Annotated in this window: 22 protein-coding genes and 1 pseudogene; 14 read left to right on the top strand and 9 right to left on the bottom strand. The window is 62.5% G+C overall.

The features are described 5' to 3' along the window. Positions 1 to 169 precede the first annotated feature (169 nt). Both HX866_RS17305 and HX866_RS17300 read left to right on the top strand, forming a co-directional pair. Positions 170 to 832, top strand: coding sequence for a YciC family protein (locus tag HX866_RS17305; protein WP_177095913.1), 663 nt, complete (start codon positions 170 to 172; stop codon positions 830 to 832). Positions 833 to 842: 10 nt separating this feature from the next. Next, positions 843 to 1,925 (top strand): endonuclease/exonuclease/phosphatase family protein, encoded by a 1,083-nt coding sequence (locus HX866_RS17300; protein ID WP_177140152.1) that lies wholly within the window; start codon positions 843 to 845, stop codon positions 1,923 to 1,925. 9 nt (positions 1,926 to 1,934) lie between these two features. Here the strand turns inward: HX866_RS17300 and hrpB are convergent, their stop codons facing one another. The 3 genes and pseudogenes from hrpB to HX866_RS34815 all read right to left on the bottom strand — a co-directional run. Next, positions 1,935 to 4,469: an ATP-dependent helicase HrpB gene (hrpB, locus tag HX866_RS17295; RefSeq protein WP_177140151.1), complete on the bottom strand. Its 2,535-nt coding sequence runs from the start codon at positions 4,467 to 4,469 to the stop codon at positions 1,935 to 1,937. A 70-nt stretch (positions 4,470 to 4,539) separates the two neighbouring features. Beyond that, positions 4,540 to 5,253 (bottom strand): methyl-accepting chemotaxis protein, encoded by a 714-nt coding sequence (locus tag HX866_RS34820; protein WP_371319267.1) that lies wholly within the window; start codon positions 5,251 to 5,253, stop codon positions 4,540 to 4,542. A gap of 147 nt (positions 5,254 to 5,400) precedes the next feature. Beyond that, positions 5,401 to 5,820 (bottom strand): annotated as a pseudogene (locus HX866_RS34815) (HAMP domain-containing protein); the annotation flags it as partial. 1,094 nt (positions 5,821 to 6,914) lie between these two features. Here HX866_RS34815 and HX866_RS17285 point away from each other — a divergent pair. Together HX866_RS17285 and HX866_RS17280 are read left to right on the top strand one after the other, a co-directional pair. Beyond that, entirely contained in the window at positions 6,915 to 7,334 is a 420-nt protein-coding gene (locus HX866_RS17285; protein WP_177140149.1) for a polyribonucleotide nucleotidyltransferase, read from the top strand. A 33-nt stretch (positions 7,335 to 7,367) separates the two neighbouring features. After that, a complete protein-coding gene (locus HX866_RS17280) occupies positions 7,368 to 8,258 on the top strand; it encodes a cation diffusion facilitator family transporter (RefSeq protein WP_177125441.1) in 891 nt (296 codons plus the stop codon). A gap of 4 nt (positions 8,259 to 8,262) precedes the next feature. Here the strand turns inward: HX866_RS17280 and HX866_RS17275 are convergent, their stop codons facing one another. Further along, positions 8,263 to 9,369: a DUF6515 family protein gene (locus HX866_RS17275; RefSeq protein ID WP_177140148.1), complete on the bottom strand. Its 1,107-nt coding sequence runs from the start codon at positions 9,367 to 9,369 to the stop codon at positions 8,263 to 8,265. 457 nt (positions 9,370 to 9,826) lie between these two features. On the opposite strand from HX866_RS17275, the gene HX866_RS17270 reads away from it, so the two are divergent. Both HX866_RS17270 and HX866_RS17265 read left to right on the top strand, forming a co-directional pair. Then, positions 9,827 to 10,306: an Lrp/AsnC family transcriptional regulator gene (locus HX866_RS17270; protein WP_007937367.1), complete on the top strand. Its 480-nt coding sequence runs from the start codon at positions 9,827 to 9,829 to the stop codon at positions 10,304 to 10,306. 91 nt (positions 10,307 to 10,397) lie between these two features. Beyond that, a complete protein-coding gene (locus HX866_RS17265) occupies positions 10,398 to 10,607 on the top strand; it encodes a DUF2788 domain-containing protein (protein WP_100941503.1) in 210 nt (69 codons plus the stop codon). Positions 10,608 to 10,619: 12 nt separating this feature from the next. On the opposite strand, the gene HX866_RS17260 is transcribed toward HX866_RS17265, so the two are convergent. From HX866_RS17260 to HX866_RS17245, 4 genes are all read right to left on the bottom strand, one after another. After that, positions 10,620 to 11,252, bottom strand: coding sequence for a pseudouridine synthase (locus HX866_RS17260; protein WP_256344944.1), 633 nt, complete (start codon positions 11,250 to 11,252; stop codon positions 10,620 to 10,622). Positions 11,253 to 11,470: 218 nt separating this feature from the next. Further along, positions 11,471 to 12,943: an AMP nucleosidase gene (amn, locus tag HX866_RS17255; protein ID WP_177095900.1), complete on the bottom strand. Its 1,473-nt coding sequence runs from the start codon at positions 12,941 to 12,943 to the stop codon at positions 11,471 to 11,473. Between the two features lie 232 nt (positions 12,944 to 13,175). Further along, the gene (locus HX866_RS17250) at positions 13,176 to 14,825 is read right to left on the bottom strand and encodes an acyl-CoA dehydrogenase family protein (RefSeq protein ID WP_177103373.1); all 1,650 of its coding nucleotides are present in this window, start codon (positions 14,823 to 14,825) and stop codon (positions 13,176 to 13,178) included. A gap of 77 nt (positions 14,826 to 14,902) precedes the next feature. Further along, the gene (locus HX866_RS17245) at positions 14,903 to 17,287 is read right to left on the bottom strand and encodes a hybrid sensor histidine kinase/response regulator (protein WP_177125439.1); all 2,385 of its coding nucleotides are present in this window, start codon (positions 17,285 to 17,287) and stop codon (positions 14,903 to 14,905) included. A gap of 286 nt (positions 17,288 to 17,573) precedes the next feature. Here HX866_RS17245 and HX866_RS17240 point away from each other — a divergent pair, with 286 nt between their 5' ends. The 4 genes from HX866_RS17240 to HX866_RS17225 all read left to right on the top strand — a co-directional run bounded on the left by HX866_RS17240 (position 17,574) and on the right by HX866_RS17225 (position 21,118). Then, complete coding sequence (locus tag HX866_RS17240; protein ID WP_177140147.1) at positions 17,574 to 18,371, top strand: hydroxymethylpyrimidine/phosphomethylpyrimidine kinase; 798 nt, start codon at positions 17,574 to 17,576, stop codon at positions 18,369 to 18,371. Between the two features lie 47 nt (positions 18,372 to 18,418). Further along, the gene (gene thiE / locus HX866_RS17235; protein WP_177095894.1) at positions 18,419 to 19,042 is read left to right on the top strand and encodes a thiamine phosphate synthase; all 624 of its coding nucleotides are present in this window, start codon (positions 18,419 to 18,421) and stop codon (positions 19,040 to 19,042) included. A gap of 17 nt (positions 19,043 to 19,059) precedes the next feature. Then, a complete protein-coding gene (hemL, locus tag HX866_RS17230) occupies positions 19,060 to 20,343 on the top strand; it encodes a glutamate-1-semialdehyde 2,1-aminomutase (RefSeq protein WP_177140146.1) in 1,284 nt (427 codons plus the stop codon). A gap of 226 nt (positions 20,344 to 20,569) precedes the next feature. Continuing rightward, entirely contained in the window at positions 20,570 to 21,118 is a 549-nt protein-coding gene (locus tag HX866_RS17225; RefSeq protein ID WP_177095890.1) for a tetratricopeptide repeat protein, read from the top strand. A 115-nt stretch (positions 21,119 to 21,233) separates the two neighbouring features. On the opposite strand, the gene HX866_RS17220 is transcribed toward HX866_RS17225, so the two are convergent. Next, positions 21,234 to 21,560, bottom strand: coding sequence for a DUF1820 family protein (locus tag HX866_RS17220; RefSeq protein ID WP_177103365.1), 327 nt, complete (start codon positions 21,558 to 21,560; stop codon positions 21,234 to 21,236). Between the two features lie 132 nt (positions 21,561 to 21,692). Between HX866_RS17220 and miaB the strand changes: the two genes are divergently transcribed. From miaB to HX866_RS17200, 4 genes are all read left to right on the top strand, one after another. Continuing rightward, positions 21,693 to 23,021, top strand: a complete 1,329-nt coding sequence (gene miaB / locus HX866_RS17215; protein ID WP_177140145.1) for a tRNA (N6-isopentenyl adenosine(37)-C2)-methylthiotransferase MiaB — start codon at positions 21,693 to 21,695, stop codon at positions 23,019 to 23,021. A 73-nt stretch (positions 23,022 to 23,094) separates the two neighbouring features. After that, positions 23,095 to 24,102, top strand: a complete 1,008-nt coding sequence (locus HX866_RS17210) for a PhoH family protein (RefSeq protein WP_177095886.1) — start codon at positions 23,095 to 23,097, stop codon at positions 24,100 to 24,102. Next, positions 24,095 to 24,553 carry an rRNA maturation RNase YbeY gene (gene ybeY, locus HX866_RS17205; RefSeq protein WP_177095884.1) on the top strand — a complete coding sequence of 153 codons (459 nt, stop codon included), beginning with the start codon at positions 24,095 to 24,097 and terminating at the stop codon, positions 24,551 to 24,553. The genes HX866_RS17210 and ybeY overlap by 8 nt, the downstream gene beginning before the upstream one ends. 34 nt (positions 24,554 to 24,587) lie before the next feature. Beyond that, entirely contained in the window at positions 24,588 to 25,427 is an 840-nt protein-coding gene (locus tag HX866_RS17200; RefSeq protein WP_177095882.1) for an HlyC/CorC family transporter, read from the top strand. Positions 25,428 to 25,433: the final 6 nt, after the last annotated feature.

Genomic DNA, 25,433 nt, shown 5'->3' with positions numbered 1-25,433 from the left:
ATTGCCGGGTAGAAATCGATCGCCCCGACCCGACCGGGCCAAGGCGTACCTCAGTTATGGGGTTGTTACTGGAAGTTTCAATAGTCCTTACCTAACGTTTACATTTGAGTGTCGGCCCGTGCCATCGGTTAAAGTGATGCCCTGCCTCAGCCTGCGCGATAGACAACCGATGAACCCGTTCAATGTAATCCGTGATGCCCTGTACTTTTTCCAGCGTAACCTGCGCCAGATTGTCTGGCTGTGCCTGCCGCTGGTGATCTTCGAAACCCTGCTCCAGCAACTGCTGGACAACGCCGTGGGCCCGGATGCCTCGCCGGCCTATGGGCTGGTGGCCGGGTTGCTGGTCTATCCGATCTACACGGCGGCACTGATCCTGTTTCTCGATGCCCGCAGTCGTGGCGAAACGCCAGCCAACCGTGACCTGCTGGCCATGGCCCTGCGCCTGTGGCCGCGTTTCGCCCTGCTGTCGGCGGTCAATACCCTCACCATCGTGCTGGGCCTGTCGCTGTATTTCATTCCCGGCATCTGGCTGACCGTGATACTGGCCTTCTCCGAATACCTGCTGGTGCTGCGCGGGCGCGAGCCGTTGCGGGCGATGAAGGAAAGTTTCGCCTTGAGCCGCGGCCACTTCTGGCTAACCTTCACCTGCATTTTGTGTGTAATGGGTCCACTCTGGCTGCTCAAGGGCCTGAGCCTGAGTGTCTATCCGGCACCGCAGAACCCGGTGTTGATGCTGATCATCGACAGCGCCCACAGTTTCCTGCAACTGTTCAGCAGTGTTGTGCTGTTCCGAATCTACATGCTGATCGGTGAAAACTCCGGCAAAAACTGAAGCGAGGCCCATGACCCGTCTATTACGTTACCTGGTGGCCGGCCTGCTGATTGTCGCGGGCCTGATCGCCCTGCTGGTCTACAGCCTGACCTGGCGCCCGGAAGACCGCGAAACCCTGGCCGTGCGTTGCACCGCCGAGGCACCGGTGCTGGTGGCGGGCCAGGCCCTCAAGGTGATGACCTGGAACCTCCAGTACCTGGCGGGCAAGCGCTATGTGTTCTGGTACGACCTGCCCGACGGCAGCGGCCCGGACGAGCGCCCGACCCCGGAGGACATGGCCTTCAGCCTGGACGAGGTGACGCGGGTGGTCCGCGACGAGCGGCCGGATATCCTGCTGTTGCAGGAGGTCGACGAGAACGCCAAGTCCAGCGCCTATCAGGATCAGTTGAAGTTGCTCCAGGAGCGCCTGGCAGACCTGTATCCCTGCAGTTCCCAGGCGTTCGACTGGAAAGCCGACTTTGTGCCCAACCTGCATATTTTCGGCAGCGTCGGACGCAAGCTGGCGACCTTGAGTCGTTATCAGGTCGAACACGCCGAACGCCAGCAACTGCCCCTGGCCCCGGACAATCTGCTCAAGCGCCAGTTTCAGCCGCGCCCGGCCCTGCTGGTGAACTACCTGCCGTTGAGCGATGGCGGACAACTGGCGGTGGTCAATACGCAACTGGGCGCCTATGCCCAGAACAACACTCAACTCAGAGAGGTGGGGGCGACCCTGCATTTGCTCGACAAGTTCGAAAGCCAGGGCACACCGTGGCTGATCGGCGGCGATTTCAACCTGCTACCACTGGGCCAGTACCTGCGCCTGCCGCCACGCTTGCGCGGCGGTTACTCGGCGGACAGCGAGTTGCATGTGTTGTGGGACAAGTACCCGATGATCCCGAGCAACAACGAAGCCAGCGGCATCGACCGTGAGCAGTGGCTGACGTTTTACCCGAACGACCCCGACGTCAGTGAGCCGGATCGGACCCTGGATTATTTTTTCTACAGCTCCAAGCTCAAGCGGGTCGAGGCCCAGGTCAGGCAGGACGATACCTTGACGATTTCCGATCACTTGCCGGTGCTGGCACGGTTTCTGTTGCCGCCGGCGCAGTAACTGACCGCCTCAGGTCCCCCTCGGTTTTGCCCGAGCAGTGGCCTCGGCCACCAACGGATCGTCCGGCCAATAATGCTTCGGGTAACGGCCCTTGAGGTCCTTCTTCACTTCCGCGTAGGTGCTACGCCAGAAGTTGGCCAAATCCTGTGTCACCTGCACCGGACGTCGAGCCGGCGATAGCAGATGCAACTTCACCACCTGGCGGCCACCGGCAATCCGTGGTGTTTCGGCCAGGCCAAACAACTCCTGCAGACGCACCGCCAGGATCGGCGGCTGTTCGCTGTAGTCCAGGCGGATCGACGAACCCGAAGGCACGCTCAGATGGTGCGGCGCCAGCTCGTCCAGGCGTTGCGGTAATGGCCAGGGCAACAGGTTGCGCAGCATCGAAGACAGATCGAGCTGAGCGAAATGGCTGAGCCGCGATACCCGCCCCAGATACGGTTTGAGCCACTGTTCCAGGGTCGCCAGCAAGCTCTTGTCGCTGACATCCGGCCAGTCGCTTTTGCCCGTTCCTTCCAGATCAAGCTGGCGTAACAAGGCCACCCGCGCCTGCCATTGACGCAGCTCCGGGGTCCAGGGCAACAGCTCCAGGCCCTTGCGCCGGACCAGGTTGACCAGCGCCTGGCTGCGCGCCGACTCGTCCAGGCCGGTCAAGGGCTCACGACTGAGGATCAATTCACCGACCTTGCGCTGACGCTCGGCCCGCAGCACGCCCTCGCGCTCGTCCCAGTCCAATTGGTCAAGCGTGCTCACCTGCTCGGCCAACACCGTATCGAACAGGCCGGGATCAAATTCCGCGGCCAGGTAGATACGCTCTTCCCGTTGACCCTGACGGCTGCCCAGGTCGGCCACCACCAACCAGGGCTGTTTCATCAGGCTGTCGGTCTCGCTGAACAGGGCTGCCCGCCCGTTGGCCAACCGGTATTCCGCGCCACCTTCACGGCGCTGTTGCGCGACCCGATCGGGGTACGCCAGGGCCAGCAACGCGCCCAGCCAGCGCGGATGCTCAGGGTCGGCCACCGGCTCGCTCGCTGAGCCGCGCAAGTAACCGCGATACTGCCGCGCCAACTGCCTGGCCCGCTGCACACCACCCTGGGCGCCGCGTGCCGCGCGCTCTTCGCCCGCCAACAAAGCCAAGCGTGTGTGCAGGTCCGCCCCGCCGCCACGCTGGATATCCCGCTCGCCCAGGAGCGCCGCCACATCACAGGCCATCGCCGCCAACCCAAGCGCCTGGCCGCGCAACAACAAATGGGCGATACGCGGATGAGCCGGCAACTCGGCCATGGCCTGGCCATGATTCGTCAAGGCGTACTCGGCGCCGGCCTTGCTGGCCAAGGCACCGAGCCGTTGCAACAGCTCCTGCGCCTGGCCATAAGCGGCGGCCGGCGGCGCATCCATCCAGACCAACTCGCCAGGCGCCACGCCCCAACGCGCCAGTTGCAAGGCCAGCCCGGCCAGGTCCGCCTGGAGAATTTCCGCAGAGCCATAGGCCGCCAGCTGTTCATGCTGATCCTGCGACCACAACCGATAACACACCCCCGGTTCCAGACGCCCTGCCCGCCCCGCACGCTGGGTAGCACTGGCCCGGGAGATACGCTGGGTGTCGAGACGGGTCATGCCACTGCCGGGGTCGAAACGCGGCACTCGCGCCAGCCCGGCGTCGACCACTACCCGCACGCCATTGATGGTCAGACTGGTTTCAGCGATGTTGGTCGCCAGCACCACCTTGCGCTTGCCATCCGGTGCCGACTCGATGGCGGCACGCTGGGCGGCGAGATCCAGTTCGCCATGCAGCGGGCACAGCAGCACATCGCTACGCCCCCCCAGGCTCTCCTCCAGTTGCTGATGCACCCGGCGGATCTCCGCCTGACCCGGCAGGAACACCAGCAGGCTGCCGTGCTCGGCGTCCAGCGCCTCGAGCACGGTCTGCACCACACGCGGTTCGATAAATTCGCCGGGTTGGAAGGCCCGGCCCCAACGCAGGTCCACCGGGAACATCCGCCCTTCACTGCGCACCACCGGTGCGTTATCCAGCAACCCGGCCAGGCGCTCGCCTTCCAGCGTGGCGGACATCAACAGGATCTTCAGCGGCTGCTCGTCACGAAACATCTGTCGCCCGTTGAGGCTCAAGGCCAGGGCCAGATCGGCGTCCAGGCTGCGTTCGTGGAACTCGTCGAAAATCACCAACCCGACGCCCTCAAGGGCCGGATCGTCATTCAGGCGACGGGAGAGAATGCCTTCGGTGACCACTTCAATGCGCGTCTTCGGGCCGACCCGGCTTTCCAGACGGATGCGGTAGCCGACGGTTTCTCCGACCTTCTCCCCCAGCTCGCTGGCCAACCGCTCGGCCGCTGCCCGGGCGGCGAGGCGCCGGGGTTCGAGCATCAGGATGGTTTGCCCGGCCAGCCACGGCTCGTTCAACAACGCCAACGGCACCCGGGTGGTTTTACCCGCACCTGGTGGCGCTTCCAGTACTGCTTCATGGCGTTCACTCAACGCCTGGCGCAAGGCCGGCAATACTTCATCAATCGGCAACGAATTCATGGTGGCTCCCAGGCTGACCGTGAATTATACGGCGAACCCGGCAGGCCTCCAAAGCTAAAGGGCTCGCGGCTCAGACCTTGAAGTGGGCGATCAGCCGATGCAACTCCCGGGTCATGCCCGCCACTTCGTCGCTGACTTGCACGGTCGTGCGCGCCTCACCAGCGTTGCTTTCACTCAACGCGCGAATTTCCAGGGTGTTGCGCTCCACACCTTCGACCACTTGCGCCTGCTGTTCGGCAGCCGAGGCGATCTGCAGGTTGTGATCGATAATTTCCCCCATCGCCTGGGTGATCGCCTGGAAAATATCCGCCGTGAGGGTCACTTCAGCGACCCGGGTCGACGCGCTGGCATGACTGCTCTGGATGGTTCGCACCGCGTTGCCGACCTGTTGTTGCAGGCTCTCGATGGTCTGCTGAATATCCCCGGTCAGCGCCTGGGAGCGTATCGCCAGATGGCGGACCTCATCGGCGACCACCGCAAAGCCACGCCCCTGATCGCCGGCACGAGCCGCTTCGATGGCCGCATTGAGCGCCAGCAGGTTGGTTTGCTCGGAGACGCTGCGGATCTGCCCGACCGCCAGGGCGATCGCCCGACTCTGCTCATCCACCGCCTGGATGGCCAACATCGAATGGTCCATTTCGCGGAACAGTTGCTGGATGCCGGCAGCCGCGGAACCGGCCTGACGACTGCCTTCGCGACAGGTGTCGCCGACCCGACTGGCACTCTGCGCCGTGGTCTGGGAGGCGCGACTGACTTCTTGCACGCTGCTCACCAACTCGCTCATCGAGGTGCCGATCAGCGCCAGCTCCGCACCTTGTCGGTCAGCGCTGCGCTGACTGGCGGTGGCGCTTTGGCTCAGGTCTTCAGCCTTGCCCTGGGTCGTGGAGGAGAACCCGCTGACCTGCACGATCAGTTCGGCGATGCCGGCGCGCATCCGGTTGAAGTCCTCGGCCAGATCGCCCACTTCATCCCGGGCCTGCACCCGCAGCACATGGCCAAGGTCACCGGCGGCCAGCCGGCGCATGGCCTCGCGAATGCCGCGAAGCGCTTCGCGGACCGACAGGAAGAAGCCGCAAAACAGGTAGATGATCACCAGCACGATGGCGCTTAGCAGCAGCGCCCAACTGACCAGGCGCTCCTGGCTGCTCGACACTCGCTCACGCAACAGCGCTGCACTGTCGCCGACTACGGCCTTGAAAGCGGTATCGAGTTTTTCGACGCTGGGTTGGTAGCGGTTGAAACGCTCCTGCCAGTGCTCGATGGAAGCCTCGTCATAGGCACCACTCTGGGAATAGGGTTCGACGATGCTGCTTATGTACAGCGCCCGGGCCTCCTGCGCGGCATCGGCCATCAGCCCACGCGCGGTCGGATTGTCCACACCGCTGCGGGCCTCGATATAGGGCTCCAGCAACGCAGGCTGACTCACCACCGTCGCCCGGGAAGTGGACTCCAGAAAACCATAACCACTGACGTAAGCCGCATAACCACGGGTCTGCGCCAACGTCGCGTAAAGCGGCAGGATCTCGCTGATCAGCAGGTCGGTCGCACGGTACAACTGTGGATTGCCGTCCATGGTCAAGCGGGAGTCAGCGCCGATTTCCTTCAACGTCGCCAACTGCGCCAGGGCGGCACGGGTTTCATCCAGATAAAGGGCGCTGAGTACCTGGTTGGCCTGTGGCACCCCCAAGGTGGTCGACGGATCCTTGGCCATAAAACGGCGTGCGGCAAAAGGGCTATTGCCCAGCCAGTCGCCAAAAGTCTGCCCGGTCTGCTCCAACGTTCGTCGCCCGACCTCTATGGCGGTAACACTGTCAGGCTTGTTGCGGGCGTGGCTCAGGACATGCAAAGCCGCCAGGTCCAAGGCTGCCTTGTAAGCGGGCAATGCCGCCTCGAAGGCCTGCAACCCCAACAACTCGCGTTGCGCGCCCTGCAACTCGACCGTCAACGTCGCCAGCTTGTCAAAAGCCAGCCAACCAAACGGCAACATGAAAACCAGAAAAATCAGACAAAACTTCTGTAGGTAACGCGCCCGATTCATCAGCGCCAATACGGGTTTGAACATAAGCGGTTCCTCGACTGCCGGGCTGGGAGCGAACGCAGCGCCGCCTTTCTGGGACGAGCAGCGCCAGGGCGCCTTGCGCAGATCAGGTGGGACGCGCCCATCCTAGCGGCCAGATGCCGCGAAACAGTTGGAGGCTTTGCACGAATGATTGAAGATTTGCGACATTCATCGGCCGCCTGGAAAGGTCTTGTCGAAGGCTTCGACCCGCGCCTGGCCCGACGAGGGGGACAAAGCGCACAAGGCTTCATCAATCGGCAACGCATTCAGGGTGGCTCCCGGACAGAGAGCCGGGTATAACGGCGAACTGCCTGGCCTTGATTGCGGTCTTAACAACTGATCCAGACGCGGCCCCAGCGGCTTCACGTTTCCTTCAGGAGATATCCATGCGTATTGCTTCCCGTGTTATCGGCACTGTTCTAGCGGCTACCCTGCTGACCCAACTGAGCGCCTGCGGCTCGATTTTCTACCCGGATCGCCGTGGCCAGATCGAAGGTCGGATCGACCCGCTGATCGCCGGCCTCGATGCCGTCGGCATCCTGTTCTTCGTCATCCCCGGCTTGATCGCGTTCGGCGTCGACTTCGCCACCGGCGCTATCTACCTGCCCCACGGCAAGACCGCGCAGATCGCCCCGGAAAAACTCCAGGAAGCGATTACCGCTGATGGCCACGTCGACAACCTCAAGTTGCAGGCGATTCTCAGGACCGAACTGCACCAGACCCTGCCACTGAACGACCCGCGCCTGATCCAGCAAAAAGGCAACCTGCAACAGTTGGCGATGTACAACCTGCGCCCTGCGGCCTGAGCCCACGCCCACTGAAAGAGGATCGCCGCCCCCATGACCAGCAGCCCGGAACACGCCCGTCTTTTACGCCTGGCTACCCGGGCTTCGGTCGGGGTGGCAAGCCTCCTGATCCTGACCAAGGCCGGCGCCTGGTGGCTGAGCGGCTCGGTGAGCATGCTCGCCGGGCTGACCGACTCGCTGCTCGACGGCGTCACCTCGTTTCTCAATCTGCTGGCGGTGCACTACGCCCTGCGCCCGGCCGATAACGATCACCGCTACGGCCACGGCAAGGCCGAATCCCTCTCGGGCATGGCCCAGGCGCTGTTCATTGCGGTGAGTGCGGTGCTGATCGCGGTCCAGGCCTTCGAGCGCCTGAAAAACCCGGAACCGGTCGGCGCACCGTGGATCGGCATCGGGGTGATCGTGTTTTCGCTGATCCTGACCGCCGCCTTGCTGCTGTTGCAGCACAAGGTGGTCCGCGAAACCGGCTCCACCGCCGTGCGCGCCGATTCCCTGCACTACCGCTCGGACATGCTGCTCAACGCCAGTATCCTGGTGGCGCTGGTGCTCGCAGGTTTCGGCTGGCCGCAGGTGGACGCCTGGTTCGGCCTGGGGATCTCGGTCTATATCCTGTGGAGTGCGATCCAGATCGGCCGGGAAAGCTTCGCCGTGCTGATGGATGAGGAACTGTCGCCGGACATCAGCCAGCATATGCTGGAGTTGGCTTGCGGCGTACCCGGGGTGCTGGGTGCCCATGACCTGCGCACGCGAATCTCCGGCAACCGCTGGTTTGTGCAGTTGCACCTGGAGTTGCCGGGAGAGTTGACGCTATCGGTGGCCCACGGCCTGAGTGACCAGGCCGCCGATGCCATCCATGCCGCTTACCCGCAGGCCGAGGTGCTGGTGCACGCCGACCCGCGAGAGGTGGTCAAGCCACGCCACTGACGGATCAGTAGTTGACCTGGTAACCGCGACTGCTCAGGCAGTTGCCCTGGGCCTGGCGGTAGGCCTGGACCACCGCCGGTGCCGGCGCGTAGGTCACGTTGGCCGGGTCGAAGCCACTTTGTTGCACCGCCCAGCGATAGCAATCCTCGCCATCCTGCTGGACCTGCTGCGGGCTCTGGCCGTTGGCCGGATAGGCCACCACATCGTAACCATTGCCTTGCGGCGCCGGTGCCACCTGCGGCGCGGCGGCCGGTGGATCGACCACCACGTAGTCCTGGGTATCTTCCTGGTAGAGGTAATAGGCACCCGCCGCGAGGAAAAACAGCGAGCTGCCGATCCAGACTTCCCGCGCATAGTCAGGCAGGTAGGTGGTGCGAATCCCCCGTGGCGGCGCGACGACGATGTAGCGTGCGCCCTGCGGGCGATACCAGTAGCCACCGGAGAAGAAATAGTCCTGGCCGCGGTAAGGCACCCGCCAGTTGCGCTCCGGAAAACGATCGATCACATAACCCGGACGATATTGCGGGCCCGGGCCCCAACCATTGCCATGGCCGTCGGGACGTCCCGGCCAGCGACGGTCGTCGTGGTGCTCGAAGTTGCCACCAGGACGATTGTTATTGTTGCCACCCTGCCAATTAGGGGCGTTGCCATTGCGCCGGGGAATATCGGAATAGTTGCCACGCAACGGTTCCTGGGTCTGGCGCACGCTATCGGGGTGGGGCTGGATCGGCAGATTGTTCTGCGGAGCCGGACGAGGTGCCGGAGCCGGTTCGTTCTGCGGTGGACGGCCTTGCCATTGCCCGCCAGGGGCCTGCTCGTGCCGCTCGAAATGCTGCTGATTGTTTTCCGGACGAGCCTGAGGCGCAGGCGCCGCCGGGCGCGGTTGCGGCGCCTGGGGACGCACTTCCGGGGCGGCTGGCCGTGGGGCCGGGGCCTGAGGATGCTGTTGGTTGTTTTGCGGACGGCCCTCATTGCCTGCCGGACGGCCTTCAGGGCGATGTTCACCCTCATGTTTCTGATTATCATCACCCTGGTTTTCAGCCAGTGCTTGCGCACCAACACTCATACAGAGCAAGCCAACACCTGCCAGACGCCAGATGCGCGATTTCATGCCATTCCTCACTGCGTTTCAGGGCTTATCCATAAGACTGGAAAAGCGGATTCCGGTTCGGTGACACTTTACCAGTCGAGCAACTTATTTTTCGCCCATTAAAAAAGGGAGACCCGTCGGCCTCCCCTTGAGAACTTCGTCCGTGCTCGACGCTTTTGACGTCGGCTCACCTCACACCGTCTTCTGGACAGCGTGTAGCCCGGTGGCCGGCGCAACCCTGTGGGATTGTCGGCCGCGGCTGGCCGGATTCGGCGAGCCGCAGTGGACTGGGGTGTCTGTCTCGACGGTGAAAACACATTGCGAGACTGGACACTTGTCCGGGCAGTGATTCTGGTGATAAGCATAGGCCCGGGGCGACGACACAGGATTGCGAACATTGCTCAAATAAACATGTCTTGCGCAATTTTTAACTTAAGATAGATAATTTACCGCAATAGTTATTAGAAAGGCCTGAGCGATGAGCAAACTTGACCGATATGACCTTAGCATTCTGGCGGAATTGCAACGCGACGCCCGCATCTCCAACCAGGAGTTGGCCGAGCGTATCGGCCTGTCACCCTCGCCCTGTTCGCGGCGGGTCAAGCAATTGGAAGACGACGGTTATATTTCCCGTCAGGTGGCGTTGCTCGACCGCAAGATGCTCGGCCTGAGCCTGACCGCCTATGTGCTGATCGGCATGGACCGGCACACCCCGGAGCGTTTCGAAAACTTCGAGGCGGCGATCCGCACCCTGCCCCAGGTGCTGGAGTGCAGCCTGGTGACGGGGATGGACGCCGACTATCAGTTGAAGGTGGTGGTGCCGGACATGGATCACTACCAGAAACTGCTGCTGGGGCACCTGACGCGCATCGAAGGGGTGACCAGCGTGCGCTCCAGCTTTGTGCTGAACCAGGTGCTCAACAGCACCGAGTTGCCGTTGACCCATTTGCGCAGTTGAAGAGATCGCTTTATTGCCCGAGATCAGATGCGCTGCCGCCCATGGCGTATAATCGAACGGTTTCGCGCCCTACTCGCGCTGGAGAGGTCTGATGGATCCTGCCGTTTTCGAAGAGTGGATGATGACCGGCCTGGTCAGCATCCTGGTCATTTTCATGGGCTTTATCGTCTGGGACCTGGCGAAGAAATCCAAGGCCGGGCGCTTCGGCACCTTTATCCTGTTCTTCGTGCTGGGCCTGGGTATCGTCGCCTTTGTGATCAAGAGCGTAGTGATCGGGTTGATCGAGTCCGGGTCGCTTTAAAGCCCACACACGCTACAAACGCGCCGGCACTTCTCGCCACTGACCTTGATCCAGTCCATCCAGGGTCCAATCACCGATGCGCACCCGCACCAGGCGCAAGGTCGGCAAGCCCACTGCCGCCGTCATGCGCCGAACCTGACGGTTACGCCCCTCGCGAATAATCAGTTCCAGCCAGGAAGTGGGAATGCTTTGGCGAAACCGCACCGGCGGGTTGCGCGGCCAGAGCGCCGGTTCGTCGATCTGCCGCGCCTGGGCGGGCAAGGTCATGCCGTCGTTCAACTCCACGCCCTTTTGCAATTGCTCGATCTGCTCGGCGCTCGGCGTGCCCTCGACCTGCACCCAATAGGTTTTCGCCAGCTTGTGCTTGGGGTCGGCAATACGCGCCTGGAGCTGGCCGTCGTTGGTCAGCAACAGCAGCCCCTCGCTGTCGCGGTCCAGCCGACCGGCGGGGTAGACACCCGCTACGTCGATAAAATCCTTGAGCGTCGCGCGCCCTTCTCCATCGCTGAACTGCGTCAGCACATCGAAGGGTTTGTTGAACAGGATCAGTTTGGGTTCGACCGGCGCGGCCTTGGCAACCCGACGCGGCGCGACAGGGGTTTTCGCGGCCGAATGACGCACAACGGGACGGGGTGGACGAGACATGGCAAAGAGGACATCTGAGGATCAGGAGCCGCCATGCTAGGGTGTGTCGCCCATTATTTCCAGCACACATCCTGTAGGCGCCGGCTTGCTGGCGATGGCGTCTGCTGGAGCGCTGCAAGACTTCAGGGCCCCATCGCCGGCAAGCCAGCTCCCACAAGGCCAGTGGCGAACGCAAAGCCTGCGTACGCCACCACCTCGGATGACGGGGTTGGCCGGGCTTAACGGAACGGCGGCTCGTCAAAACTGCGCAGCTTGCGCGAATGCAGCGAATGCAACTCGGTGCGCAGCAGGTCCACCGCCGCAATGCCGATCTTCAAGTGCTGGCTGACAGCCCGCTCATAGAAGGCGTTCGCCGAGCCCGGCAGTTTGATTTCACTGTGCAGCGGCTTGTCCGAGACACAGAGCAAGGTGCCGTACGGCACCCGCAGACGATAACCCTGGGCGGCGATGGTGCCGCTTTCCATGTCCACGGCCACGGCGCGGGACAGGTTGATCAACGGCCGTTCCTGGGCCCAACGCAGTTCCCAGTTACGGTCGTCGTAAGTCAATACGGTGCCGGTGCGCAGACGTTTCTTCAGGTCGTCGCCACGTTCGCCGGTGACGTTGGCCGCCGCCTGCTGCAAAGCCATCTGCACTTCGGCCAGGGCCGGAATCGGGATGTTCGGCGGCACCACCCGGTCGAGAATCCCGTCGCGCCGCATATACGCGTGGGCCAGTACATAGTCGCCGATGGTCTGGGACTGGCGCAGGCCGCCACAGTGGCCGATCATCAGCCAGCAATGCGGACGCAGCACCGCCAGGTGGTCGGTAATGTTCTTCGCGTTGGACGGGCCGACGCCGATATTCACCAGGGTCACACCATGGCCGTCGGAAGCTTGCAGGTGATACGCCGGCATCTGGTAGCGGTGCCAGACCACGCCGGCGGCCACGGCCTGGGCCTCGCCGTATTCCATGCTCTTGTCGATGATCACGTTGCCCGGCAAGACCATACGCACGAAACGTGGGTCGTCACGTAGCTGCTGCAAGCCATGCAGGATGAACTGATCGACATAGCGGTGGTAGTTGGTCAGCAGGATCCATGGCTGCACATGGCGCCAGTCGCTGCCGGTGTAATGCACCAGGCGCCGCAGGGAGAAATCCACCCGGGCGGCATCGAACAGGGCCAGGGGCAAGGGCGAAGTGTTTTCCCAGTCGTGCAGGCCATCGGCGATGTCATCGGTGGCGGCCGACAGATCAGTGCTCGGGAAAACCCGCGCCAGGGCCGAGGCGGTGACGCCGGAGCCGGCCAGTTCATCGCCCTGCTCGACCACGTACGGGTAAGGAATGTTCTGTTCGCTGACGCCCACTTCCACCGTCACGGTGAAGTCGCGCATCAGCGGTACCAGTTGCTCCAGCAAATATTTGCGGAACGCCGCCGGGTGCGTGACGGTAACGCTGTAGGTGCCCGGCAACTGGACCTTGGCGTAGGCCCGGGTAGTGGCGGGAACTTCACCCTGGTAGGTGTAGGTCAGGCGTAATTCGGGGTAGCGGAACAGGGCGCGCTGGGCGGCATCGGGTTCGACGCGGTCCTTGAGGTAACGCTTGAGCGCCTGGCTCAGAGCACTGGTGGCACGCTCGTGGAGTTCGGCCAGACGGTCCACGGCTTGTTCGGGGGATTGCACGACAATAAAAGCTTCGGTCACGGAGAGCATCCTGTCTTCTGATGTTGCAGACCTTCATCTTGCCTGCAACATCGTCAGACGGGAACAGTGGCTTTCCGTTCAGCACTTACCCTTGTGGTGAGCGGGCTTGCCCGCGCTGGGTTGCGAAGCAACCCTAAAACCAGTGATTGCGGTGTGTCAGGTAGAACAGGGTGATCGGTTTTGCGACTGCTTCGCAGCCGAGCGCGGGCAAGCCCGCTCGCCACAATATCCGTGTTTGCCCTCAGCCCCCCTGCGGCGTCGAACGGGCCACGATGGCCTCGACATTCACCCCACGGGGCAAGGTGCCGTAGACCCGACCTCCGGCCTCCAGCCGACTGGCGATAAAACCATCGCTGACCTCGGCATTGCCCGCCTCCAGCAGCAACTTGGCCTGCAACGCCAGGGCAATGTCTTCGGTCAGTTGTCGGGCGCGGTACTGGATATCGTGGGTGTCGGTAAACGCCAACTTCAAGTGTTCGATATGCCGGGCCAGGCGCTTGTCCCCATGACCATCGCCCAACTCGCTGAACAGCACTTCCAGCACGCCGGGCTCCTTGGACAGCGAACGCAGCACATCCAGGCATTGCACGTTCCCTGATCCTTCCCAGGTCGAGTTGACCGGCGCTTCGCGATAAAGACGTGGAAGAATGCTGTCCTCCACATACCCGGCCCCCCCCATGCACTCGGCCGCTTCGTTGATCATCGCCGGCGCACGTTTGCAGATCCAGTATTTGCCCACCGCCGTCACCAAACGGGCAAATTTCGCTTCATGGTCGTCCCCCAGACGATCCAGCGCACGCCCCATACGCAAGCTCAAGGCCAGCGCCGCCTCGCTCTCCAGCGCCAGGTCGGCGAGCACGTTCTGCATCAGCGGCTGCTCGGCGAGCACGCGACCACCAACCAACCGATGGGCACAATGATGACTGGCCTGGGTCAGCGCCTGGCGCATCAAGGCACTGGAGCCGACCATGCAGTCGAAACGGGTCATCGCCACCATTTCGATAATGGTCGGCACACCGCGCCCTTCCTCGCCAATCATCCAGGCCAAAGCGCCACGGAACTCCACTTCGCTCGAAGCGTTCGAGCAGTTGCCCAGCTTGTTTTTCAAGCGCTGGATATAGAACTGGTTACGGCTGTCATCCGGGCGGTGCCGCGGCAGCAGGAAGCAGGTCAGGCCCTTGTCGGTCTGGGCCAGGGTCAGGAAGGCGTCGCACATGGGCGCCGAACAGAACCATTTGTGCCCCACCAACTCGTAAGGCTGCCCCGGGCCGCCAGCACCGACGGGATAAGCCCGGGTGGTGTTGGCACGCACGTCGGTGCCGCCCTGCTTCTCGGTCATGGCCATGCCGATAGTCGCCCCGGTCTTGTGGGCAATGCCGAGATTACGCGGGTCGTATTGAGTACTGAGAATGCTCGGCAGCCATTGCCCGGCGATCTCCGGTTGCAGGCGCAAGGCCGGCACGCAGGCGAAGGTCATCGTCAGTGGACAGCCGGTACCGGCCTCGGCCTGGCTGTGCAGGTAGGTCATGGCGGCGCGGGCAACATGGGCGCCCTCTTGCGGATCGGTCCAGGGCAACGACGGCAAGCCGTGTTCGACGGCGGTGCGCATCAACTCGTGATAGGCCGGATGGAATTCCACCAGGTCCTGGCGATGACCATAACGATCATGGCTGACAAACACCGGCTTGTTCTGGTTGGCGAGAAACCCCGCCTCCATCAGCGGCCCGCCGGCCAGGGCGCCATAGGCCTCGATCCGCGATTCCGCCCAGCCGGCGCCAAACCGCCGCGCCCACTCTTGCAGCGGCAGGTCGATGCGATAGAGATTGGTCCCGTCCAGCGACGGTGGCTGGTTGGTGACCTCGTGGGTTTCAGCGTACTGATGGAGATTCATGCTGTCGGGCTCCTTTGCAAAGTGCCAAGGAGCCCAGTGAATCACGCGTATCGCCGCGAAAAAAGTGACATAAGCGCCTAAGTACCGGCGCTTTCACCCTCTGTGGCGGCCAATAGACGGCGGGCCAACAGGCTCTTCAGCTCCTCGAAACGCACCGGTTTCGACAAGGTGTCCGTGACCCCGGCCGCCAGGCAGCGCTCGCGTTCGCTGGCCTCGGTCGAGCTGACCAGGGCCAGGATCAGCAGGTCGGCGCCGCCGGGCATGGCCCGCAACTGACGGCAGAGCAACACTTCGTCCGCCGGTTGTGGTGAGCAATCGAGCAACAGCGCATCCACCGCCTGCCCGTGCAGCACATCAAGGGCGGCTCGGGCATCGACTGCGGTGAAGACCCGATAGCCCAATTTGAGCAACATGCCGCGCACCACCAATTGGCTGACGTTGTTGTCATCCACCAGCAGCAGGGTGCAGTCGTAGGGATAACGCGCCACCGACGACGCCGAAGACCGCAACGCCCTCGGGATCAACGCATCGACTTCGACGTCAAGCTGGAAGCGACTGCCCATGCCCGGCTCCGATTGATGGGTGAGGTGACCACCCAGCAAATCGATCAATTGCCGACAAATCGCCAAGCCAATCCCCAGGCCGCCATATTCGCGAGTCATCGAGCCATCGAGCTGGAAGAAACGCTGATAGAGCGTGGCTTCATCCAGGTCGATAAAACCGATGCCGCTGTCGATCACCGCAAACGACAGGGCCCATTGCTGTTCCGCCACCTGCTGGCCGTGGACCCGCAGCACCAGCCCACCTTCGCGGGTGAACTTGATGGCGTTGTCCACCAGGCACTCCAGGCACTGCAGGATCTTCTGCGCGTCGCCGTGGAGACTGTCCGGCACGTTGTCGTCCACTTCAATGGCGAAATGCAGGCCCTTGCCCTGCACGCGACCGGCGAACTGTTCCTGCAAGCCATCGAGCAAGCGCCGCAGGCCGAATGACTGCGTCGTCACCTTGAGCCGGCCTGCCTGCAATTCGGTCAGGGTCAGGATGCCATTGACCATGCGCATCATGTCCCGGGCGGAACCTGCCGCCGTCTGCTGGTATTGCGCCAGCTCCCCATCCAGCTCCAGGGTCTGCATCAGCTCCAGGGAGCCGATGACACCGTTCATCGGCGTGCGCAGTTCATGGGTGACGGTGGCGAGGAACTCGTCCTTGAGCCGATTGCTGTTGGCCAGCTCGCGGTTCAGCCCTTCCAGCTTCTGCCCGGACTCGAGCAAGGTCTGCGCCTGCTGCGCGCGCATGGTGTTGATCCGGTCGGCCAGGGCCAGGGACAACAGGCCGACCTCCAGGGCCGAGCCGAGCTGGCTGGCATACATGGTCAGGAACACGTTCGGCAGGTAACCCAACACCATCAGGGTGTTGACCAGACCGCCGAGCAGGAACGCCGACCAGGCGATGATGAAGTAACGCGCCACCCGCAATCCGCGATACCAGGCGCTGATCCCGGCGACAAAAATGGTCACGGTGAACGCCAGGGCCAGGAGGGTTGCCAGGCGCAGGGCCAAGGCATAGCTGGTCATCAGCGACAGCCCCGTGACCACCACGCTGTAGGCCATCAACAGCAACAACAGCCGGTCCAGCCAGCGACCGTAGGCCCTGGTGTGCAGGAAGCTGCGGGTGAACTGGCAACCGAAGAAACCCGCCAGGCCTATGAAGAAAGGCGTCGAGGCGTTGGCCCACCAAGGGCTGTCCGGCCAGAAATACTGCGTCGCGGCGCCATTGACCGACAGTTGGTAGAAGCCGAACGAAGCGATATAGAAGATGTAATAGAGGTAGCTGGTGTCGCGCACGCTGAGGTAGATGAACAGGTTGTAGACCAGCATCCCCAGCAGCACGCCATAAATCAGCCCTAATACATACAACCGCACCGGTTGCTCTTCGAGGTAGGCCTGCATCGACCAGAGGGTCAGCGGCGCCTGCATCGAGCCTTCGGTTTGCAGCCGCAGATAGACGGTCTGGCTTTGATTGGGGGTGAACGGCAGTTCGAACAGATAGTTGTTCTGCTTGATCGGGCGGCTGGCGAACGGCAGGTCATTACCGGTGCGCTGGGCCAGGTGGTAGCCACCATCGGCGCCCGGTAGATAGAGCTCGATGTGCTTCATCGGCGGATAGGCCAACTCCAGCAACCAGATGCGCGGGGTGTTGGGATTCTTCGGCGTGTAGGTCAGGTCGACCTTGAGCCAGAACGCCGACAGCGAATAGCCGGCATTGAGCGAGGCCTTATTGTGCTGATGGAACTGGGCCGCCATGGCGGGCGAGGCAACCTGCGCGATATCGGCTTGGCCGCTCGCGTCTTCGAATACCTGCATGACTCGGCCCAGAGGCAGGCTCTGAGTGGTCTCATCAAACTCGACTGCACTCGCCAACAGCGGCAGCCAGCTCAACAAAATCAGCAGCAAATAGCGCATACAGCCCCAGCGTGGTCAATCAAGTCGCGTCAGGAGCCCCCCTTCCCTTTGAGACGACGTGAAACATCATGACCTGTTATTCGTTTGGATCCACTTTAGCATAGCCACTGATGGCTAAAACACACCATTGAAATATTTTATCCAAAGGCTCTAGAACGGGCGTCACAACGCACAATCGCGCTATATAGCGAAGGGTTATCGGCCGCGCTGAAAAAAGCTTCAGGGCGCAAATTCAACGCCGGGCGGGCGGTCCCGAAAAAAGCGTTTGGTGGTAAGCTCGCGCTCCATGAATACCTACAGCTCACGTCCCGTTGTCCTCTGTCTGTCCGGCCACGATCCCAGTGGCGGTGCCGGCCTCCAGGCAGATATCGAAGCCCTGCTCGCCCAGGGTTGCCATGCCGCTCCTGCGGTAACCGCGCTGACCGTGCAAGACACGGTCAACGTCAGCGATTTCCGCGTGCTCGACCGTGAGTGGGTGCTGGCCCAGGCCAATGCCGTGCTCAACGACTCGACCGTGGCGGCCGTCAAGCTGGGCATGCTCGGCTCCCTGGAAATGGTCGACACCGTGGTCGAACTGCTCCTGGCGCACCCGCACCTGCCGCTGGTCTGCGACCCGGTGCTGCGCGCCGGCGGCGGCGGGCGCCTGGGCAAGGACGAAGTCGGCTATGCCATGCGCGAACGCCTGCTGCCGCTGGCGACCATCTCCACCCCCAACCTCCCGGAAGCACGCATCCTCGCCGAACTGCCCGAAGGCAGCGCCGACGAATGCGCGGAAAAACTCCTGCCGTTCTGCCAACACCTGCTGATCACCGGCGGACATGGCGACGAAGATGAAATCCACAACCGCCTGTACAGCCGCGACGGCACCCGCCAGACCTTCAAATGCCAGCGCCTGCCCGGCAGTTATCACGGCTCCGGCTGCACCCTGGCGAGCACCCTCGCCGGACGCCTGGCCCTGGGCGAAGGCCTGGTCAGCGCCGTGCAGACCGCGCTGAACTACACCTGGCGGACCCTGCGCGATGCCGAGCAACTGGGCAAAGGCCAGTTCGTACCCCGACGCCTGCCCCTGGATTTCTGCTCGTAACCTCCAGCGCTTCCAACCCCCGAGGCTGATCCGATGAAGCTATCCCAATGAAACTACGCGGCCTCTATGCCATCACCGATAGCCAATTGCTGGCCGGCAAGTTCCTGTCTTATGTCGAGGCGGCATTGGATGGCGGCGTGACCTTGCTGCAGTACCGCGACAAAAGCACCGATGAGGCCCGTCGCCTGCGCGAAGCCGAAGCCCTGCGGGTGCTCTGCGAACGCTACAAGACCCGCCTGATCATCAACGACGACGCCGAACTGGCGGCACGGCTGGGGGTTGGCGTGCACCTGGGGCAGACCGACGGCCCGCTGACACCGGCCCGCTCGCTGCTGGGCAGCCGGGCCATTATCGGCGCCACCTGCCACGCGCAGCTGGAACTCGCCGAACAGGCGGCCCGGGAAGGCGCCAGTTATGTCGCCTTCGGGCGCTTCTTCAACTCCAACACCAAGCCCGGCGCCCCTGCCGCCGACGTGGCACTGCTGCAACGCGCGCGCCCGCTGCTGCAATTGCCGATCGCGGTGATCGGCGGCATCACCCTGGACAACGCCGCCCCGCTGGTGGCCCACGGTGCCGACCTGCTGGCCGTGATCCATGGCCTGTTCGGTGCCGACAGCACCCAGGAAGTGACCCGCCGCGCCCGCGCCTTCAACGCCCTCTTTACTTCATGACTCCTGAGAGCCTGCCCATGTCTCGTTCCGAAACCCTGTTTGCCAGTGCCCAGAAACACATCCCCGGCGGCGTCAACTCGCCGGTTCGCGCGTTCAAGAGCGTCGGCGGCACGCCGCTGTTCTTCAAACACGCCGAAGGCGCCTATGTCACCGACGAAGACGACAAGCGTTACGTCGACTACGTCGGTTCCTGGGGCCCGATGATCCTCGGCCACAGTCATCCGGACGTGCTCGACGCGGTGCGCAAGCAGTTGGAACACGGCTTGTCCTATGGCGCACCGACCGCCATGGAAACCGAGATGGCCGACCTGGTCTGCTCAATCGTGCCGTCGATGGAGATGGTCCGCATGGTCAGCTCCGGCACCGAAGCGACCATGAGCGCCATCCGCCTGGCCCGTGGTTTCACCGGCCGTGACAACATCATCAAGTTCGAAGGCTGCTACCACGGCCACTCCGACAGCCTGCTGGTCAAGGCCGGTTCCGGCGCCCTGACCCAGGGTGTACCGAGTTCGGCCGGCGTACCGGCGGACTTCGCCAAACACACCCTGACCCTACCGTTCAACGATATCGATGCGGTCGCGAAGAAACTCGGCGAAGTCGGCCAGGACGTCGCCTGCATCATCGTCGAGCCAGTGGCCGGCAACATGAACTGCGTGCCGCCGGCACCAGGTTTCCTCGAAGGCCTGCGGACCCTGTGCGACCAGCACGGCGTGGTGCTGATTTTCGACGAAGTGATGACCGGCTTCCGCGTCGCCCTCGGCGGCGCCCAGGCCCACTATGGCGTCAAGCCGGACCTGAGCACCTTCGGCAAGATCATCGGCGGCGGCATGCCGGTGGGCTGCTTCGGCGGCAAGCGCGAGATCATGTCCTGCATCGCCCCGCTGGGCCCGGTCTACCAGGCCGGGACCTTGTCCGGTAACCCGCTGGCCATGGCCGCTGGCCTGACCACCCTGCGCCTGATCAGCCGCCCGGGCTTCCACGCCGAACTGAGCGACTACACCCGCCGCCTGCTCCAGGGCCTGCAAGAGCGCGCCGACGCGGCCGGTATCCCGTTCGTGACCACCCAGGCCGGCGGCATGTTCGGCCTGTACTTCAGCAGCGCGGACGACATCGTCACCTTCGACGACGTGATGTCCAGCGACGCCGAGCGCTTCAAGCGCTTCTTCCACCTGATGCTCGACGGCGGCGTGTACCTGGCGCCGAGTGCCTTCGAGGCCGGTTTCACCTCCATCGCCCACGGCGAAACCGAGCTGAAACTGACCTTGGATGCCGCTGAAAAGGCTTTTGCCGCACTGAAGTAACCGATGTCCCCGACGTCGGCTTCAGCCGGCGTCGGTTTTCCCGCCTAAACTTCCCCTGTTTCCTACCGTCCTCTTGTCCAGATACTTGCAAAACAAAGCCATATAGCGCCCGTGCAGCAGAAAAACGAGTAAAGACTTTGTAAGGTGGCCCCCGCTTATTTCATAATGCGCGCCATAGTCATCCCCTGGCCGGGTCCGCCCGCCCTTCAGAGGTACGTCGATTCCCATGAACCGCACCGGCCGCGCCCTTGCATTGGGCTGCCTGTTGCTCCTTCAGCCGCTGCTGGCATATGCAGGCGGTAACTCGTTGTTGATCCCGGCGATGGGCCGTTGCACCCTCAACTCCCAGCCACAGGACCTCGCCGAGGCCCTGGCCGCCTGCGAAGAAGCGGCAAAGGGCGGCGATGCGCAAGCGCAATACGAGTTGGGTGCGTTCTATCACGACGACAAAAACCCGCAACACGACCTCAACAAGGCCCTGAGTCATTTCGAACAGGCGTCCCTGCAAGGTCACGCCCAGGCGCAATACCAGCTCGGCATCATGTTCTACAAGGGCGAGGGTGTGCCGGCCAATAACGTCCAGGCCTATATCGTGCTGAAGATGGCGGCGGTCAACGGTGCGGAAGACGCACTGGACACGGCGGATGAGGTCGCGGCGCAGATGCCCCGTGACCAGTTGGAGATGGCGACCCAGGTGCTGGGCCAGATCTTCCGCAAATACCTGCTGGAATTGCAGACGGCTGACGGCCGTACACCGTTCTCGCCGTTGCCCTGAATACACATCCCTCTGTGGGAGCCGGCTTGCTGGCGATGACTGTGTAACATTCACCACCGCTATCGCCAGCAAGCCGGCTCCTACTTGAAGGCAGCTTCGCGCTTTTTTTGTTTTTTTATTTCTCAGGCATTGGCATCGGGAATGGCATCACATTGCTCAGGCCCCGCGCCTCGCTGATCTTCGGCGTGCCCAAGCGCTCGACCTCGTCGATCCGCACGATCGAATGCATCGGCACGAAACTGCGCACCACACCCTCGAACTGAGCCTTGAGTTTTTCCTCACCGGGATCGACCACCAGTTGCGTGCGCTCGCCAAAGACAAATTCTTCGACTTCCAGGAAGCCCCACAGATCGCTCTGATAGATCTGCTTGGCGTACATTTCGAACACCTGGCCCTGGTTGAGAAAAATCACCTTGTAGATGGGGGCTTCACGTTTGGTCATGGTGGGCGGGCAACACATCGGGGGATAAAAAGAGGGCGCGAACTATAGCATAGCCGCCGAATGCACAGCGCTAGGAAGCAAGCGCGATGACCACTATAATGCGCGGTTCTTTGAACCACTTGATGAATATCCATGGCCAAGAAGCTTTACATCGAAACCCACGGTTGCCAGATGAACGAGTACGACAGCTCGCGCATGGTCGACCTGCTGGGCGAACACCAGGCCCTGGAAGTCACCGCCCGCGCCGAAGACGCGGATGTCATCCTGCTCAACACCTGCTCGATCCGCGAGCGCGCCCAGGACCGGGTCTACTCCCAGCTGGGCCGCTGGCGCGAACTGAAACTGGCGAACCCGGAGATGGTCATCGCCGTCGGCGGCTGCGTCGCCAGCCAGGAAGGCGCCGCCATTCGCGACCGCGCCCCCTATGTCGACGTGGTCTTCGGCCCGCAGACCCTGCACCGCCTGCCGGAAATGATCGATGCCGCCCGCGCCACCAAATTGCCGCAGGTGGACGTGTCGTTCCCGGAAATCGAAAAGTTCGACCATCTGCCCGAACCGCGCATCGACGGCCCGAGCGCTTATGTCTCGGTCATGGAAGGCTGCAGCAAGTACTGCACCTTCTGTGTGGTGCCCTACACCCGCGGCGAAGAAGTCAGCCGGCCGTTCGACGACGTGATCGCCGAGATCATCCACCTGGCCGAGCACGGCGTGCGCGAAGTGACCCTGCTGGGGCAGAACGTCAACGGCTATCGCGGCACCACCCATGACGGTCGCCTGGCGGACCTGGCGGAATTGATCCGTGTGGTCGCCGCCGTCGACGGCATCGAGCGGATCCGCTACACCACCTCGCACCCACTGGAGTTCTCCGACAGCCTGATCCAGGCCCACGCCGAGGTCCCACAGCTGGTCAAGCACCTGCACTTGCCGGTGCAGTCGGGCTCGGACCGGATTCTTTCGGCGATGAAACGCAACCACACGGCACTGGAATACAAGTCCAAGCTGCGCAAATTGCGCGCCACCGTGCCGGGCATCTGCATCAGCTCGGACTTTATCGTCGGCTTCCCCGGCGAAACCGAGAAAGACTTCCAGCAGACCATGAAGCTGATCGAAGACGTCGGTTTCGACTTCTCCTACTCCTTCGTCTACAGCCAGCGTCCGGGCACCCCTGCGGCGGATTTGCCGGACGAAACCTCGGAAGCGGTGAAAAAAGAGCGCCTCAACGCCCTACAACATCGCCTGAACCAGCAAGGATTCGAGATCAGCCGACAAATGGTGGGTACGATCCAACGCATCCTGGTGACCGATTATTCGAAGAAGGACCCTGGAGAATTGCAGGGCCGCACCGAGAATAATCGTATCGTCAACTTCCGCTGCGACAATCCCCAGCAGATCGGCCAGTTTCTTGACGTGCACATCGACGCCGCACAACCGCATTCCCTGCGCGGCTCGATGCTGCAATGAGGGCTTTCACCCCCGGGCTGCTAGCGTTATCCTTGATTTCATCTCAATTGCCGTCGGGCGGCTAAAAACGACCTTGAACGCACCCATCGAACCACATCGTTTCATTCTCGAGCCTTTCGAGGCTCGCCGCTTCGCCAATCTGTGCGGGCAGTTCGACGAGCATTTGCGCTTGATCGAACAACGCCTGGCCATCGAGATCCGCAATCGCGGCAATCAGTTCGAACTGATCGGCGAACCCAAGCTCACGTCCTCGGCAGAAATCCTGCTGCGTCGCCTGTATCGGGAAACCCAGGGCAGCGAGCTGTCTCCAGACATGGTCCACCTGTTCCTGCAGGAGTCGAGTGTCGAAGACCTGCATAACAACCCGGTGGCCGAAGCCAGCGTGGCCCTGCGCACCAAAAAAGGCATGATTCGCCCCCGCGGCCTGAATCAGCAGCGTTATGTGAAGGAAATCCTCGGCAACGACATCAATTTCGGCATCGGCCCGGCCGGTACCGGCAAGACCTACCTGGCGGTGGCTTGCGCCGTTGATGCGCTGGAGCGCGAGCAGGTGCGCCGCATCCTGTTGGTGCGCCCGGCGGTCGAAGCCGGTGAAAAGCTCGGTTTCCTGCCAGGCGACCTGTCGCAGAAAATCGACCCGTACCTGCGCCCGCTTTACGACGCCCTGTATGAAATGCTCGGCTTCGAATACGTCGCCAAGCTGATCGAACGCCAGGTCATCGAAGTCGCGCCGCTGGCCTATATGCGCGGCCGGACCCTGAACAACAGCTTTATCATCCTCGACGAAAGCCAGAACACCACCGTCGAACAGATGAAAATGTTCCTGACCCGTATCGGTTTCGGCTCCACGGCGGTGATCACCGGTGACATCACCCAGGTCGACCTGCCCAAGGGCACCAAATCCGGCCTGACCCATGTCATCGAAGTGCTGAAAGACGTACCGGGCATCAGCTTCACGCACTTCCTGTCCAAAGACGTCGTCCGTCACCCGCTGGTGCAACGCATCGTCGAAGCCTACGAGCGCTTCGAGCACCGCGCCAGCGAACCGTCTGCCGTGAAGGACAGCCAGCGCGATGCTTGAACTCGACCTGCAATTGGCAAGCGAAGCGCCCGCGCCGAGCGAAGCCGACTTTCGCCAATGGTGCGAACTGGCCCTGCGCCAGCGCACAGCCGACTCCGAGCTGACCATCCGCCTGGTGGATGAAGCCGAAGGCCGCGAACTCAATCACACCTGGCGGCACAAGGACTACGCGACCAACGTGCTGTCCTTTCCCGCCGACGTACCGGACGAATTGCTGGATATCCCGCTGCTGGGCGACCTGGTGATCTGTGTTCCGGTGGTCGCCCGCGAAGCCACCGAACAAGGCAAGACGCTGGAGGCCCACTGGGCCCATCTGGTCATTCACGGCTGCCTGCATCTATTGGGTTACGACCACATAGACGATGAGGAAGCCGAGGAAATGGAAGCGCTGGAACGAACGTTGCTTGCCGAATTGGGTCATCCTGACCCTTATATTGATGACGAACACTGATCACTCCACTACCAAGGGATACGAGTAAATCGCTATGAGCGAAGATCGATCGAGCAACGGGCAGAAGTCCTGGCTGGGTAAACTGACCCAGGCTTTTGCCCATGAGCCGAAAAACCGCCAGGAGCTGCTGGAGCTGCTGCGCGAAGCACACCAGAACAAATTGCTGGACAGCGAAGCGCTGGCCATCGTCGAAGGCGCCATCCAGGTCGCTGACCTGCAAGTCCGGGACATCATGGTCCCGCGCTCGCAGATGATCAGCATCAAGGCGACCCAGACTCCCCGCGAATTCCTCCCCTCGATCATCAATGCCGCGCACTCGCGCTACCCGGTGATCGGCGAAAGCCATGACGACGTCATGGGCGTGTTGCTGGCCAAGGACCTGCTGCCGCTGGTGCTGCAGGAAAACGGCGACACCTTCAACATCAAGGACCTGCTGCGCCCGGCGACCTTCGTCCCCGAGTCCAAGCGCCTGAACGTGCTGCTGCGCGAGTTCCGTGCCAACCACAATCACATGGCCATCGTCATCGACGAATACGGCGGTGTGGCCGGTCTGGTGACCATCGAGGACGTGCTGGAACAGATCGTCGGCGATATCGAGGACGAGCATGACGTCGAGGAAGACAGCTACATCAAGCCCCTGCCCAGCGGCGACTTCCTGATCAAGGCCCTGACGCCGATCGAGAACTTCAACGAGTTCTTCGACAGCGAATTCTCCGATGACGAGTTCGACACCGTCGGTGGACTGGTGATGAGCGCGTTCGGGCACTTGCCCAAGCGTAATGAAATCACCGAAATCGGCGCGTATCGTTTCCGTATCCTGAATGCCGACAGCCGTCGCATTCATCTGATCCGCCTGACCCCTATTAGCCGCTAAGGATTC

The organism is Pseudomonas gingeri (genome assembly GCF_013386165.1).
Taxonomy (GTDB): domain Bacteria; phylum Pseudomonadota; class Gammaproteobacteria; order Pseudomonadales; family Pseudomonadaceae; genus Aquipseudomonas; species Aquipseudomonas gingeri_C.
This window is presented reverse-complemented; position numbering and strand designations above follow the sequence as displayed.